Below are 15,208 nucleotides of genomic sequence, written 5' to 3'. Positions count from 1 at the left end.
GTGAATCCACTCATATTGGCTAGCATCGGCGGCATGATGACACCCGAAGATCAAGCACTGGCGCTGCTGAGCCTGACCGACCGCACCGCAATCCGTGAACTCGTGGACAGGTACGCGAAGGTGTTCGATGACCGCTCCTTCAGCGCGATGCTGCCGACGCTGTTCGTGCCGGACGGCGAGATCGAATTGCCCCCGGGCGGCCATCACGGTCTCGAAGGCATGGACGACTTCCACGAGGACGTGATGAGGCCCTTCGGGCCCACGCAGCACCTCTTCACCAACACGCTCGTCGACATCAATGGCGACCGGGCCGCGTTCCAGGCGAACACCCACGTCACGCACACCGTCCTGCAAGCGGACGGCACAGCAGATGACAACAACCTGTTCCTTGCCGGTGGCGTGCTGGCAGGCGTCACAGTCCGTACCGCGGCTGGATGGCGGTTCCAGACGGTCACGCTTGACGTCATCTGGCGGCAGGGCGACTTCGGCCCACCTGCGCAGTAGAGCGACCGCCCCACCGCTGATTGCATCGGACTCATTCGTCTGGGTAGCAGGCCGGGCCTGCGACGTGTCACCTCGTCCCGGACGGGAGGGGCGTCGCCGCGTCGGCCGGGTGGTTCACGGCTCCGGTCGTCGGGGCCGGGCCGCGAAGTGTCGCCTCGCCCCAGGTGGGAGGGGCGTCGCCGTATTACGGCTCCAGTTGGCGGGAGCGGCCCGCGCCCACGGCCGCGAGGCCCATCGGTACGCACAGCACCGCGAGCATCACCAGCGGCACCGTCCAGCCGCCCGTCGCGTCGTGCAGCGCGCCGAGCAGGAACGGGCCCGCGGCGGCGAGCAGATAGCCGACGCTCTGCGCCATGCCGGACATCTCCGCGGCGCGCGCCGCGTCGGGGGAGCGCAGCACGATCACGGCGAGCGCCGTGCTGATCAGCAGGCCGCAGCCGAAGCCCTGCATGAGCATCCACGCGTACGCCCCGCCGAGCGGCGCCACCAGCAGACCGAGCACGGAGCCGAGGACGAGCAGCGTGCCGGTGAGGCCGAGGGCGACCTGGTGGGTGGACCGGCCGACGAGGGCCGTGAAGGCGAGCGAACCCGCGATGCCCGCGAGGCTCATCACGGACAGCATCCACCCCGCCTGCGTGCCGTCCATGCCCTGGCTGGTGAGCATCGCCGGGATCCACGCGGCACACGCGTAGTACTGGAGCGACTGGAGGCCCATCAGGAGCGTGATCTTCCACGCGAGCGGGGAACGGCGCAGTGGCGTACGGGAATCGGTGGCGCCGGGGGCCACCGCGGGCGGCGCGTCCGAGCGGCGCAGCTGGGGTATCCACAGGACGAGCGCGAGCGCGGAGAGCACCGCCCACACCCCGATCGCCCCGCGCCAGCCGAGCCCGAGCGCGTCCCCGAGCGGCACGGTCACCCCCGCCGCGAGGGCGGCGCCGCAGAACAGGGCCACCGAGTACAGGCCCATCATCAGCCCCGTGCGGCGCTCGAAATTGCGCTTGATGACGCTCGGCACGAGGACGTTCGAGAGGGAGATCGCCGCGCCGATCAGGACGGTGCCCGCGAACAGCGCCGGCAGGCCGGGGGCCAGGCGGAGCGCGATGCCCGCGGTCAGCAGCGCCATCATCGCGCCGAGCGCGCGCGTCATCCCGATGCGCCGCGAGAGCTTCGCCGCGAACGGGGCGAGGAGGCCGAAACAGAGGATCGGCAGCGTGGTGAGCAGCCCCGCGAGCGAGCCGCTGAGCCCGGTGGAGCGGCGGATGGTGTCGAGCTCGGGCGAGACGGACACGACGCCGGGCCGCAGGTTCATGGCGATGAGGAGGACACCGGCGGCGAGGAGCCCACCGGTCGCCCCGGCCGCGGTGGCCGGGTTCGCGGCGGCTGTGGAGGAGGAGGCGGAGGCGGATGTGGGGGCACTTTGCGGCATGCGAGCCAACGTAACATCCCATGTTTCGGGACAGTCGCCGCGCATTACTGGGGCAGAAGCGTGCAAATAGCCATCAATCCGGACTGGCAACCTTCGCAGACATGGGATATTTTTGCCTCCGCACTTCCCATCCCGTACCCGCACCCCGCACCGCGAGAAAGGCCACACACCGTGCCCGCACCCACCCTGGTCCAGCGCACCATCGGCCGGATCGAGCGGAGCATCGAAAGCGGCGAGTGGTCCGTCGGTGACCGCATCCCGCCCGAGGGCCGCCTCGTGGAGGACCTCGGCGTGGGCCGCAACACCGTGCGGGAGGCCGTCCGCGCCCTGTGTCACACCGGCCTCCTGGAGGCGCGGCGCGGCGACGGTACGTATGTGCGCGCCGCGAGCGACCTCAACGCCGCGCTCCAACGCCGCCTGCGCCGCGCCGAGTTGAAGCACATCCTCCAGGTCCGCCTCGCCATCGAGCGGGAGGCCGCGCCCGCCGCCGCGGCGCACCGCGGCGAGGCCGACCTCGCCCGCATCCTCTCCGCCCTGCTCGCCCGGCACCGCGCCGAGGAGAGCGGGGATCTGGTGGCGTACGTCGAGAAGGACGTGGAGTTCCACCGGGCCGTCGTCGCCGCGAGCGGCAATCCGCTGATGACCGAGCTGTACGAGAGCATCGTCGAGTCGGTGCGCGACAGCATCGCCTCGCTGCGCCCGAGCTGGACGCCCGAGCTGCCCGGCGCGAGCTCCCACGACGACCTCGCCGACGCCATCGCGCGCAGCGACCCGGAGGCGGCGGCCGAGGCGGCCTGGGCACACACGCGGACCGTGGAGGCGGCGATGGAGCGGATGACGGACGATCAATAACCTTCTCTGCGCGGCCGATTGACCGCGCTTCGCCCTCTGTCGGTGCCACCGCTGCGCGCTCTACCCTGACGGAAGCCTCAACGGCCTTGAGGGGGAGTCGCATGAGCGATGACAGCGCGCGTGCCCGGGACGACGGACGTCGCCCCGACCCCCCGAGCTCCGGTGAACGCCTCGCCGACTGGGCGGACGGCCGGCTCGGGATCTATCAACTCGCCAAGTCCCAGATGCGCAAGGTCTTTCCTGACCACTGGTCCTTCATGCTCGGTGAGATCTGCCTCTACAGCTTCATCATCCTCATCCTCACCGGCGTCTTCCTGACCTTCTTTTTTGATCCCAGCACCCAGGAAGTCGTCTACAACGGCGCCTACGTGCCCCTCAAGGGCATCCGGATGACCCAGGCGTACGAGTCGACCGTGAACATCAGCTTCGAGGTGCGCGGCGGGCTGCTCATCCGGCAGATCCACCACTGGGCGGCGCTCGTCTTCGTCGCCGGTATGACGGTGCACATGATGCGCGTCTTCTTCACCGGCGCGTTCCGCAAGCCGCGCGAACTCAACTGGCTGTTCGGCTGGACCCTGTTGTTCCTCGGCATCATCACCGGCCTGACCGGCTACTCGCTCCCGGACGACCTGCTGTCCGGCACCGGCCTGAAGTTCGCGCAGGGCGCCGTGCTCGCGGTGCCGATCGTGGGCACGTACCTGGCGATGTTCCTGTTCGGCGGCGAGTTCCCCGGCGACGACTTCATCGCGCGGCTCTATCCGATCCACATCCTGCTGCTGCCGGGCATCATGCTGGGCCTGGTGGCGCTCCATCTGATCCTGGTCTTCTACCACAAGCACACCCAGTTCGCGGGCCCGGGACGCAGCGAGAAGAAGGTCATCGGAGCGCCCTTCTTCCCCATCTACGTCGCGAAGGCAGGCGGCTTCTTCTTCCTCGTCTTCGGGGTGCTCGCGGCCCTCGGCGCGGTGGCGACCATCAATCCGGTGTGGGCTTTTGGGCCCTACAGAACGGATCTCGTCACGACGGGCGCGCAGCCCGACTGGTACCTCGGCTTCTCCGAGGGGCTGATCCGTGTGATGCCCGCCTGGGAGATCAACGCCTGGGGCCACACGCTGCAACTGGGCGTGTTCATCCCCTTCACGCTGTTCCCGCTGATCCTGTCCTTCATGGCGGTGTATCCGTTCCTCGAAGCGTGGATCACGGGCGACAAGCGCGAGCACCACACGGCGGACCGCCCGCGCAACAAGCCGGTCAGGACCGCCATCGGCGTGGCCTGGCTGTCGCTGTACGGGGTGCTGCTGATCGGCGGCGGCAACGACATCGTCGCGACGAAACTGCACCTGTCCATCAACGCCATCACGTGGTTCGTGCGCATCAGCTTCTTCCTGGCGCCCGTCCTCGCGTTCATCGTCACCAAGCGGATCTGTCAGGGCTTGCAGCACCGCGACCGCGACAAGGCGCTGCACGGCCGCGAGTCCGGCACGATCAAACGGCTGCCGCACGGCGAGTACATCGAGGTCCACGAGCCGCTCACGCGCGCCGAGCTGTACACCCTCAACCAGCACGAGCAGCCCAGGGCCTACGAGTTGGGGCCGCGGTTCGACGAGAACGGGGTGGAGCGGAAGTTCACCGTCCGCCAGCGGATGCGCGCGCGGCTCGCCAAGGCGATGTTCGGCCCCGGCACCTATGTCCCGAAGGCGACGCCCGAGGAGTACCGGGCGCTGCACGCGGGGTGGCACGAGTCGGAGCGGGTGGACTGAGCGGGTGGACTGAGCGGGAGGGGCCGGCCCGTCTGTGGACCGGCCCCCTGCCGCTCAGCCGCTCAGCCGCACGGTGAACGCCTTGTCCGTCGGCAGTTTCGCCGTGCGGACGGTCGTCACGTGCGTCTTCTCGTCGTACGACCATGAACTTCCGGCCAGCGGGCGCCCGTTCACCGTCACCCGGTCCGGTGCCTCGGCGCCGTGCACGGTGAAGGTGTACGCGCGCTCACTCGCCTTGCCCGCGTAATTCCCCTTGCTCGCACCGACATCGAGGGTCGAGCCCTGCTTGTCGGTGTCGACGGTCACGCGCTGTGTGGCCGACGCGCCGTCCTTGAACTTGCGGGTCACCCCGTCGTCCTCGTAGAGGGTGTACGCGCTGTGTCCTGGCTCCGACGCGTAGACGTCATAGCCCAGCTGGCCCTTGTCGCGGTTCTTCCACGACGTGGTGCCCTTGGGCCACATCGGCACGATCGCCCCGGACTTCACGAAGAGCGGGAGTGTGTCGATCGGGGCGTGGTAGCCGTCGACGGTGGTCGGGCCCTTGTACTCCTTGCCCGTCCAGTAGTCCGTCCACGTGCCCTTCGGCAGGTAGATGCCGTCGCGGGTCTCGGAGTCCTTGTAGACCGGGGCGACGAGGAAGTCGTCGCCCGCCAGGTACTCGTACTTGGCCTCCGCACCAAGGGTCTTGGCGTCCTTCGGGTACTCCAGCCACAGCGGCCGTACGCCGCCGACGCCGGTGTCCGAGGCCTGCTTGGCGAGCGTGTAGAGGTACGGCATCAGGCGCTCGCGCAGCTGGAGGTACTTGCGGTTGATGGAGCGGTACGGTTCGCCGTCCACCCACGGCTGCTGGTTGATCTTCTCGCCGGTGGTCATGTCGCGGGCCCAGCCGTCCATCGTCATGACGGCGGGCAGGAACGTCTTGGCCTGGAGGTCGCGCGCGTACATCTTCGCGTCGTGGGAGTAGATCGAGCCGATGTCACCGGTGTTGTACGCGATGCCGGACATCGTCGCGCCCGCGTACGTCGGGATCTGCCAGCGGATGAAGTCCCAGGACAGCTTCTGGTCGCCCGACCAGAGCACCGCGCAGCGCTGCGCGCCCGCCCAGGACACCGGCATCCAGACGAAGCCGCGGGCGTCGCTGTTGTCCTCGATTCCGGCCTTCGCCTTGTCGCAGGCGTCGAGGGCCATGCCGTAGCCGTTGCCGACCCAGGCGACGTCCAGCTTGGCGACGCGCTGTCCGGCCTTGACCTGGTCGGCGAGCTTGTCGATGCCGTCCTGCGTCCACAGGCCCAGCTCGGCATTGTGGTCCTGGAGGCCCTTGGCGGTCTCCGCGAGATTCTCGTAGCCGCAGCCGCAGCCGTAGCCGTCGTTGACGAGCATCCAGCCGAGCGGCATCTGGTTCTCGACGTACTTGTCGGCGACCTTCAGCGCGTCCAGGGTGTGGCGCTCGCCCTGGTTGGCGTTGTGCAGATAGCAGTCGGCGTCGCCCGGTTCGAGGCCGTAGACCGGCGGCATGAACGGCTTGCCGACCAGGGAGGTGTAGTCGCCGATGACCCGCTTCGCGTCGCCGAGGAAGTAGTACGCGTCCAGGCGGCGCTCCTGCTGGCCGGTGTGGACGGAGGGGCCGAAGTCGTAGACGCCGGGCGCGAAGGTGTTCCGGTAGACGCCGTACCCGGCCGAAGAGAGGTAGAACGGCTGGGAGTTGGGGTAACCGCCCTCGTTCCAGTCGGTGTTGTTGGCGACGCGGACCGTCTTGTCGCGGTGGGAGAAGCTGCCGTTCTGCTCCCCGCCGCCGAAGAACTGCTCGTCGGCGCCCCGCTCCAGGCTCTGCCGCATCCCGCCGGTGGACCAGCGCAGCGGCTTGTCCTCCTGCCAGACGCGCGTCTTGTCGTCCGCCTTGTAGAGGCCGAAGCGCAGCGGCTTCTTGTAGACGCGCAGGACGGCGTCGGCGGACCGGATGCCGTAGTAGGCGCCGGTGTCGAAGGACGTCGTGTGCGGGTCGACGGCGGGCTGCTTGCGCACGATCTGCGAGCCGGCGGGGTCGCTGAACTCGCCCGAGGGGTCGGCCTGGAGACGGAGCCCGCCGCCCTTGAGGAACTCGGCCCTCGCCTTCAGGTCACCGGCGGCGATGGCGTAGCCGCCGTCGTCGCCCTTGAAGGAGGTGAGGTTCCCGGCGTCCGTCGTCTCGGGCAGGTAGGCCTTGCCGACGAAGGAGTTGTCGTGCACGTCGTAGGGGACGACCACCACGTGGTACGTGCCGTCCGCGCGCGGGATGACGGTCGCCTCGGGGTCGGCGGTGCCCGCGCTCGACGCCACCTGCTTGCCGGCGTCGTCGTAGACGTACATGTCGAAGTCGTCCTTGGGCTGCTTCGCCCACTCGATGGAGACGGGCACCCCGCCCTCTGGGTTGTCGCTCCAGTACCCGTCCGGGACCGACACCTTGAGGTCGAAGCGGTCGCAGGTCTTCCCGTCCGGGTCGTCGGCGGGCGCCGGGCACTTCTTCGGGTCGTCGACGGTGCCGGACGGATAGGTGGGGCTCTGCCAGGTGACGCTCTTGTGGTCGGCGTCGAGCACGCCGCTGCCCGGGGTTGCCGCGCCCGCCTGGTGCGCGGGGGCGGCGAGGAGCGCCGCCGCGAGGGCCGCGGTGGTCCAGGCGGCCAGGGCGCGGGCTCTTCGGTGGGGTTGCCTTTGGTGCAGTCTTCGCATGAGGTACGTCTCCGCTCAGAACGACCAGCCGTTGTTTACTTGTGCTTGAAACTCCTTGCACACGTGCAGGATTGCGCACAGAGTCAGGGTTGAAGATCCCGCTCGCACAGGTTCATGTCAACAGGAGAAGCCGCCTCGTGACCGTTCATCAGTCCGCCCGCCGGCCCACCCGCGCCGTCCTCGCCGCCCTGCTGCTCGTCGGCGGTGCGAGTCTCGCCGCCCCGCCCGCCTCCGCCGCGCAGCGCCCCGGGCCCGACTACGCCGACGTCCTCGACCTGCACGGCACCCCGAAGGCCGCGCTGCCAGGCGACGCCGAGGACAACAACCCCATCAGCACCTTCTCGGACCGCGGCGCCTGGCACTCCTACGCCCTGCCGGAGGCCGGGGACCGCGCCGCGTACGGCGGGTTCAGCGGGCCGCTGTACATCGCGCAGGAGTACCCGTGGTGGCTGAGCAAGTCGTTCAGCCGGATCCGGCTCACCGAGGGCGGCCGCACCCTCGACCTCGCCGCCGGGGGCACGCCCCGCTTCACCTCGCGGCCGGGCCGCCTGCTCCAGTCGTACGACCTCGGGCGCGGCCTGACCCTCACCCTTGAACTGCGCTTCGCCACCGACCGGACGGCCCTGGTGCGCGCCGAGGTGCGCAACACCGGCTCCGCCGCCCGCACGCTCGGCGCCGACTGGACCGGCAGCCTGCTGCGCCCCGAGAAGGCGCCCATGCGCGACGCGCCCTCCCTGAAGTCCACCGAGCACGGCGTCGGCGTCGACTTCGCCAAGGTGCGCGAGAAGTGGGACTACCTCACCGACGGCGCCGAACGCTTCGAGGTGACGCACAAGGACGACGTGCGCACGACGGTCGACGGCGACTCCTACCGCACCGAGACCACCGCGCCGGTGAAGCTCGCGCCCGGCGCCGCGCACCACTTCGACTGGACCGAGTCCTACACGTTCACCGACGCCGAGCGCACCCGCGAGGCCCGGCGGACGCGCGCCGTCCTGGCCGCCCCGCAGGCGTACGCCACCGCAGGTGACGCCCGCTGGCGCGGCTACGTCGCCGGGGTCACACGCGGCGTGCCCGCCGAGCGGCGCCGCACCGCCGTGAAGTCCCTGGAGACCCTCGTCACCAACTGGCGTTCCGCCGCAGGCAAGTTGAAGCACGACGGGGTGACGCCCTCCATCTCGTACAAGTGGTTCACCGGCGGGCTGTGGGCCTGGGACAGCTGGAAGCAGGCCGTGGGCACCGCCCGCTTCGACCCCGCGCTCGCCGAGTCGCAGATCCGGTCCATGTTCGACTACCAGATCACCGCCGACGACAAGGAGCGGCCGCAGGACGCCGGGATGATTCCCGACGCCCTCTTCTACAACGACCCGGAGCGCGGCGGCGGCAACTGGAACGAGCGCAACTCAAAGCCCCCGATGGCCGGTTGGGCGGTGTGGGAGACGTACCGCAAGAGCGGCGACCGGGCCTTCCTGCGCGAGCTGTACCCGAAGCTCGCCGCCTACCAGGCCTGGTGGTACCGCAACCGGGACCACGACCACGACGGGCTCGCCGAGTACGGCGCCACCGTCGACCCCGCCAACGACTCCACCGAGGAGCGCCGCCTCGCCGCCGCCTGGGAGAGCGGCCTGGACAACGCGCCGCGCTTCGACGCGAAGCTCGGCACCTCCGTCGTCGCCAACCGCGCCGCCGACGGCACGCTGCTCGGCTACTCGCTCGACCAGGAGTCCGTCGACCTCAACGCCTATCTCGCGCAGGACCAGGGCTACTTGGCGCGGATCGCCGACGCGCTCGGCCGCCCCGGCGAGGCCGCGAAGTGGCGGAAGAGGTCCGAGGAGACGAGCGCGGCCGTGCGCTCCCGGTTCTACGACAGGGCCGACGGCTGGTTCCACGACATCAGTCTGAAGAGTGGCGCCCCGCTCACCGACCGCGGCCGCGGCATCGAGGGCGCCGTCCCGCTGTGGACGGGCGCCGCCACCAAGGAGCAGGCGGCGCGCGTACGCCAACGCCTCACGGACCCGGGCGAGTTCGCCACCCACGTGCCGTTCCCGACCGTGTCGAAGGCGTCCCCGTACTTCGACTCGACGGCTTACTGGCGCGGCCCCGTCTGGTTCGACCACGCCTACGTCGCGCTGGGCGGCCTGCGCCGCTACGGCTACACGAAGGACGCGGACGAGCTCACCGGCAAGCTCCTCGCGGGCGCCAAGGGGCTCACCGGTGACCGTCCGATCCAGGAGAACTACGACCCGCTGACCGGCGCCCCGCTCAACTCGCCGAACTTCAGCTGGTCGGCCTCGCTGCTGCTGCCGATCCTGTCCGGGGAGCGGTAGCGGCAGCGGTGGGCGGGGCGCTCAGGACGCCGCGTACGTCCAGAAGTCCCGCATGATCTGCGGCGGTGTCGGTCCCGTCATGCCGAGCTGGGTCATCAGGATCGACACCGTCCCGGTCGACGGGGTGAGGTGGGCGGACGTGCCCGTGCCGCCCACCCAGCCGTAGCGGCCCGGCACGTTGTAGGGGTGGGTGCGGGTGACGTCGACGGAGCCGCCGTAGCCCCAGCCCTCGCCCTCCGTGAACAGGCCGCTCGCCGCGCGCTGTTCGGCGCTCAGGTGGTCCGTGGTCATCAGCCGCACCGAGTCCGCGGAGAGCACGCGGCCGCCGCCGGCGAGCAGCATCCGGGCGAACGCCAGCCAGTCGTCGACCGTGGAGACGAGCCCGCCCGCGCCGGAGGGGAACGCGGGCAGGCTGTTCCAGTCTCCGTCCGGGGCGTCGACGAGCTCGGCGCCGCCGTCGGGAGTGGGCACGTAAGCGCTGGTGAAGCGGGAGCGCTTGGCAGCGGGGACCTCGAAGCCGGTGTCCGCCATGCCGAGCGGCTCGAAGATCCGCTCGGCGAGGAAGTCGGGCAGCGAGTCGCTCGTCATCCGCGAGATGAGCACGCCCTGGATGTCCGAGCACGCGTTGTAGAGCCAGGCCTCGCCGGGCTGGTACAGGAGCGGCACCCCGGCCAGCGAGGCCAGCCAGGTGTCCGGCTCGGGCACCCGCTGCGGGTGGTGCGGATCCATCAGCGCGAACAGCGGCTGCACGGCCGGGAGCGAGAAGTCGGAAGGGAAGCCCCAGCCGGCCCGGAAGGTCAGCAGGTCCTCCACGGTGATCGGCCGGGCCGCAGGGATCACGTCCTCGATCGGTCCCGCCGGATCGCGCACCACGTTCGGCGCGGCCAGCTCGGGCAGCCAGTGCGAGATCGGCGAGTCCAGCGCGATGCGGCCCTCCTCGACGAGGGTCATGAGGGCCGCCGCCACGATCGGCTTGGTGATCGACGCGAGCCGGAAGATCGAATCGCGGGCCATCGGCGCGGTGCCCTCGGTGTCCATGTGGCCCACGGCCGCCACCTCTACCTGGTCGCCGCGGGCCACGAGGGCCACGGCTCCCGGCACGGGGCCCTTCGACACGTGTGGGGCCAGGACCTCGGTCAGGCCGGTGCTCTCGGTCATCGGGCGATCCTCCAATGCGTACGGGTGCGGTGCCGTCGTGCGCGTGAGCGTACAGAGGAAGACCGCCCGGACCGGCTCAACTCATCGGCTCCCCGTCCCAGAGCGTGTCGTGCGCGCGGTGCGCGTCGGTCAGCCCGTTCGTGAAGAACCGCTCGTAGTACTCGCCCTCCACGTGGTGCGCCTGGAGCCAGACCCCCGGCACATGGATGGCGTCCGTGTGCGCGGGGAAGCGGCGGTGCGTGGCGAGGATGTACGTGCAGACGTCGCGCGCGCACTCGATGACGCGCTCGTCGTACTCGCTGGCCTCGGCGAGATAGCGCTGGCCGTAGTCCTCCCTGTAGATGCGGGCGAAGACGTCCTTGTCGCCGTAGGTGCCGCCGGTGCCGAACTTGGCGTCGACGATGGCGTCGACCGCGTCCGACATCGAGGCGTGCGCGGGTGGGCAGGCCGCGGCGATCAGCGGTTCGCCGCTCGCCGGGTCGGCCAGGCCCACCGGATGCGAGCGCAGGTTGGCGTACTTGGGCAGCGGGACGTGCCAGCGCCACAGATCCGCGAGGCGCCAGCGCGGCGTGACGAACGTGAAGCCGAGCATCCTCCCGTACGTCTTGGAGAACTTCGGGTCGCCGAGGGCGATGGGCGGGTTGAGCGACGCGTGGATCCAGGCGCCCAGGCCCATCGCCTCCGCCGTCAGCATCACCGTCTGAAGGAGCAGGTCCGCCTCGATCTGGGTGCGCATCGGGCCGAGCGCGCCCAGCGGCAGCTTCAGGTCCTTGTTGAGGAACCCGTTGTCGACCCACTTCTTCACGCCCGCCGCCCGGTACAGATTGCGGTCGTCCACGAAGGTGGGGCGCGCCCCGTCCGGCTGGGTGAGCAGGTACATCAGGGCGTTGATGTACTGGTGCGAGAGGTCGACGACCGGGAACAGGACGGTCGTCCCCGGCAGGTTCGACAGGAAGCGGTTGGAGTCCAGATAGGCCGGGAAGTCGCGCAGCCCCTCGGCGACGTCCAGGCGGTGGTCGAGGACCCGCACCTTCGCCTGCCGGGCCCGCTCGACCAGCGCCTCGGCGGTGAACGGCTCGTGCGGGGCCGGGGGCAGCTTGCGCAGGAAGTACGTACCGCTGTCGTTGATCAGGAAGAAGTACGTGCCCTGCGCGTTGTCCGGGCTGCCGGCCGTGCGGCCCGTCATCGTCAGGTTCGGCTTGGACATGATGGGCTTGCCGTCGCGCGGATCCTCGAAGGGGCGGTCCGGCATCGTCAGGCCCGTCGAGCCGGTCACCGCGATCAGCAGCGCCTCCTCCAGCTCGCTCAGCGGCCGCGGCGGATGCTTGGACGTGTAGCTCATGGAGCCGGCCGGCACCGAAGCGCCGCGGGAGACCCGGTGGGTGCGGCGGTGCCAGATCGTCTTCAGGAGCGGGCGCGCGAGCAGGTCGTCGAGACCCTGGTGACCCGAGTGGGTGTCAGCCATGCTCGCCACCGTTCTCCGCGGGCGCCACCGGACGCCACGGCGCGAACGCGCTGGCGTCGCGCGGCAGCAGGCTCGCGAGGTCCGGGCAGTGCCGCAGGATCACGGACTTCATGCCGCCCTTCTCCACCCAGTCCATGCCGAGCGGCGTGTAGATCTCCGGGCGGTAGTCGACGGTGAGGAAGCGGTCGCTCTGCAACCGCCGCGTCGCCATCAGGATGAAGATGCGGAACGCGGTGTCGGAGAAGCCGAAGCCGGTCGGCGGGTTCTCCGCGAACAGGCCGACGACGGTGTCGATCTCGTCGACGTTCCGGTACACCTCCTTGAGGCGCGCGAGGGTCTCCGGCTCCTGCGTCAGGTCCTCGAAGCGGCGGATGCGCTCCTTGTGCAGGCCCGCACGGAAGTCGTTGTAGCGGGGCACGCCGCGCCTGCGGGTGCGCACCAGGTCGACCACCGACAGGTCGATGATCTCGCCCTCGCGCTGGAAGTGCGTCAGCGACTTCGGGTAGTTGTGCAGCGTGATCGCGCCCGGGTGCGCGATGCCGAACGAGTAGAGGGTGTCGGCCAGGCCCGTCTTGCGGATCTGGCTCTCGGCGGCCGCGCCCTGGATGTCGTTGAAGCCGAGCGTTTCGAGGCGCTGCCCGAAGCGGTGCTCGCGCAGCTCGTAGTCGTCAGGGATCAGCGGGTGCATGCGGTAGACGGTGACGAAGTCCTCGGTCAGCGAGTACGGGGCGCCGTGGTGGTCCGGCATCGTCTTCGGGATGCCGGTCAGGGAGTGCGACTCGAGGAGCCACAGGCCCAGCTGGTTCAGCCAATTCCTGGGCGGGCCCTCCCAGTTGGTGCGCAGACCGATGTCGATGGCCTTCGTCGCGAGGATCGCCGGCGTCCACTCCACCGTATGGATCTTCGCGATCAGCGCCGAGACCACGAGCCGCGCCGTGTGGTAGATCCGCTCCTCGCTCATCGACGGGTACTCGGCGCGCAGCGCGTCGCACACCGCGTTGTGCTCGCGGGCGAACAGCGTGTGCATCGAGCTGAGACCCATCCACCAGTTGTCCTTGAACCCGGTGATCGGGATGCCCGTCCGGTCGATGGGGATGTGCCCGCCGTCCAGCAACAGCCGTGCCCCGCCCTCGGGTTCGCGCAGCTGCTTCGCGGTCTGCTCGTCGCCGCCGTACACCTCGGAGCCGTCCCACCAGTGCGAGGCGGTGTTCCCGAACAGGATCGGCGGCTCGTCGCCGGGCAGCTCCAGCCCCTCGTTCTCGGCGAACCGCATCACGTTCTCCTCGGGCCCGCCCGGGGTGTTGACCCACGTCCCGCCGCCCGGCGGCAGCGGCACCTCGACCGCCCTGTCGCCCTGCTTGTAGCGCCGGTGGTTGACCCAGTCGTGCACCTGGAACTGGATCCAGGCCGCCGCCAGGATGTTCAGCGAGGTCGCCGGGACGAAGCTCTCGCGCGCCAGGAGGCTGCGGCTGACCGTCACCGGGTTCGGGGTGTCGAAGAGGTCGGGGCGGAATACGGGCTTGAGGTTGCGGCCGAACGCGGCGCCCACCGCGCCCATCTTCGGCTCCGACAGATCGTTGTACGTGCCGTCGTAGGAGCGCTCCGTGCGCAGCCGCTCGTCGATAGGGACCGGCACCGGCTCCGCCTTCGGCGGCGCTTCCTGGATGTCCGTGTCGATGAGGTTCAGCCTGCGCAGCACCTTCCGCAGGAACACCAGGTTCAGCAGACTCAGGTCCAGCGGCAGTTTGTGCCACGGGACATAGCGGTTCAGGACGCGGAAGGCGAAGCCGACGGGCACGCCCAGGACCCGGTTCCTGAGCGGCTCGTGCGGCGTGAAGCGGGTGCCGTGCCGCTGCGCGCTGCTCGCCCGGTACGCGGCCTTGCGGGCCCGGTTGATATTGCCGAGCGGGCGGAACTCGTCCGTGGTGTACCACGGGTTGAAGGACAGCTCCTCGATCCGCCGGGCCGCCGAGCGGGCCTCTGCCGTCGTGATGTCCTGGCTCGGCACGGTGAGGCGGGCCACGGGGATCGGCGGTGTGATCGCCTCCTTCCACTCCACGGCGCTGTTCTCGACGGGCGTGCGCCGCTCGTCGACGTAGCGCTGCACGCACAGGTCGAAGGCGACGTCGCCGCGGGAGAGGCGGCGCGCGAGCTCACGGTGCAGGAAGTTGGGGTCGCGGCGGTCGGGGCGCGGCTCGGGGCCGCCGCCCACGGCGGGCCGCAGCAGGAACCGGACGGGCCCCGCGTCGGCCCACAGCATCGCGCCGCGGCTCCAGTACGTCTCGTGGGCCAGGCTGTTGACGGACTTGCGGGTCGCCGCCTGGACGTTGCGGCGCATCCGGTTCGCGGTGCCGAGGCCGACGGCGAGCGGCAGCTTCACGAAAAGCCCGAACGCCTTCTGGAGCGGATTGCGGGCCCCGGCCATCGCCTTGGCGAACGCCACGAACTCACGGGCGTTGGCCGCGTGCGACACCGGGAAGGAGGTGGCGAGCAGGTCGTGGCTCTCCTCGGACGTGGTCCGCACCCGCACCGCGATGCCGTGCAGATCGGGCGCCCCGTCGGGCCCCCGCATCCCGCTCGCGTTGGAGAGCCGCACGGTCGCCGGATACTCGGCGCCGGGCTGGGCGAAGCCGGCGCGCAGCGCGGCCGGAAGATCGTCGTTGAACCGCAGACGGGCGTTCTCCACGCCGAGCGCGGCCTTCGCGTGGAAGGCCCGCTCGAAGCCCTGGGCGCCGCTTGCCCGCCGGTTCGCGACCTGAACCTTCATGATCTCGCGCGCGAGCCGTTCGAACACGAGGCGCTCGGCCTCGGGGCTGCCGCCCTCGTACCGCTCGTACTGCGAAGGCTTGTAGGAAGCCTGACGTTCGTTCTCGGCCATCGGTTGCCGTCCCTGTCGGAGGTACGTGGGGAAGGTTCGTTCAGGGGGAGGGGCAGCGACGCTATCGGCGCCCTCGGACCTGCCGCAGCGACCGATCCCGCCATGTACGTGCGCACGAACTCCCGTACGCCC

The 15,208-nt window shown here is 70.2% G+C and carries 9 protein-coding genes; 4 read left to right on the top strand and 5 right to left on the bottom strand.

Annotation, left to right across the window (positions count from 1 at the left end):
• Nucleotides 1-33 precede the first annotated feature (33 nt).
• The gene (locus ACNYS0_RS08835; RefSeq protein ID WP_422472102.1) at nucleotides 34-504 is read left to right on the top strand and encodes a nuclear transport factor 2 family protein; all 471 of its coding nucleotides are present in this window, start codon (nucleotides 34-36) and stop codon (nucleotides 502-504) included.
• 184 nt (nucleotides 505-688) lie between these two features.
• On the opposite strand, the gene ACNYS0_RS08830 is transcribed toward ACNYS0_RS08835, so the two are convergent.
• The gene (locus tag ACNYS0_RS08830) at nucleotides 689-1,930 is read right to left on the bottom strand and encodes a CynX/NimT family MFS transporter (RefSeq protein ID WP_422472101.1); all 1,242 of its coding nucleotides are present in this window, start codon (nucleotides 1,928-1,930) and stop codon (nucleotides 689-691) included.
• Nucleotides 1,931-2,101: 171 nt separating this feature from the next.
• Here ACNYS0_RS08830 and ACNYS0_RS08825 point away from each other — a divergent pair, with 171 nt between their 5' ends.
• Nucleotides 2,102-2,782, top strand: coding sequence for a FadR/GntR family transcriptional regulator (locus ACNYS0_RS08825; RefSeq protein ID WP_422472100.1), 681 nt, complete (start codon nucleotides 2,102-2,104; stop codon nucleotides 2,780-2,782).
• 101 nt (nucleotides 2,783-2,883) lie between these two features.
• Complete coding sequence (qcrB, locus tag ACNYS0_RS08820) at nucleotides 2,884-4,542, top strand: cytochrome bc1 complex cytochrome b subunit (RefSeq protein ID WP_422472099.1); 1,659 nt, start codon at nucleotides 2,884-2,886, stop codon at nucleotides 4,540-4,542.
• Between the two features lie 54 nt (nucleotides 4,543-4,596).
• On the opposite strand, the gene ACNYS0_RS08815 is transcribed toward qcrB, so the two are convergent.
• Complete coding sequence (locus ACNYS0_RS08815; protein ID WP_422472098.1) at nucleotides 4,597-7,248, bottom strand: glycoside hydrolase family 31 protein; 2,652 nt, start codon at nucleotides 7,246-7,248, stop codon at nucleotides 4,597-4,599.
• 137 nt (nucleotides 7,249-7,385) lie between these two features.
• Between ACNYS0_RS08815 and ACNYS0_RS08810 the strand changes: the two genes are divergently transcribed.
• Nucleotides 7,386-9,575: an MGH1-like glycoside hydrolase domain-containing protein gene (locus ACNYS0_RS08810; protein WP_422472097.1), complete on the top strand. Its 2,190-nt coding sequence runs from the start codon at nucleotides 7,386-7,388 to the stop codon at nucleotides 9,573-9,575.
• Between the two features lie 21 nt (nucleotides 9,576-9,596).
• Here the strand turns inward: ACNYS0_RS08810 and ACNYS0_RS08805 are convergent, their stop codons facing one another.
• The 3 genes from ACNYS0_RS08805 to ACNYS0_RS08795 form a co-directional block, all read right to left on the bottom strand.
• The gene (locus ACNYS0_RS08805; protein WP_422472096.1) at nucleotides 9,597-10,733 is read right to left on the bottom strand and encodes a serine hydrolase domain-containing protein; all 1,137 of its coding nucleotides are present in this window, start codon (nucleotides 10,731-10,733) and stop codon (nucleotides 9,597-9,599) included.
• A 76-nt stretch (nucleotides 10,734-10,809) separates the two neighbouring features.
• The gene (locus tag ACNYS0_RS08800; protein ID WP_422472095.1) at nucleotides 10,810-12,198 is read right to left on the bottom strand and encodes a hypothetical protein; all 1,389 of its coding nucleotides are present in this window, start codon (nucleotides 12,196-12,198) and stop codon (nucleotides 10,810-10,812) included.
• Entirely contained in the window at nucleotides 12,191-15,076 is a 2,886-nt protein-coding gene (locus ACNYS0_RS08795) for a peroxidase family protein (RefSeq protein ID WP_422472094.1), read from the bottom strand. Before ACNYS0_RS08795 ends, ACNYS0_RS08800 begins: the two co-directional genes overlap by 8 nt.
• Between the last annotated feature and the right edge of the window lie 132 nt (nucleotides 15,077-15,208).

This window comes from Streptomyces anthophorae, from assembly GCF_049310305.1.
Lineage (GTDB): Bacteria > Actinomycetota > Actinomycetes > Streptomycetales > Streptomycetaceae > Streptomyces.
Note: the sequence above shows the minus strand (reverse complement) of the source record. Positions and strands in the feature narration are given on the sequence as shown.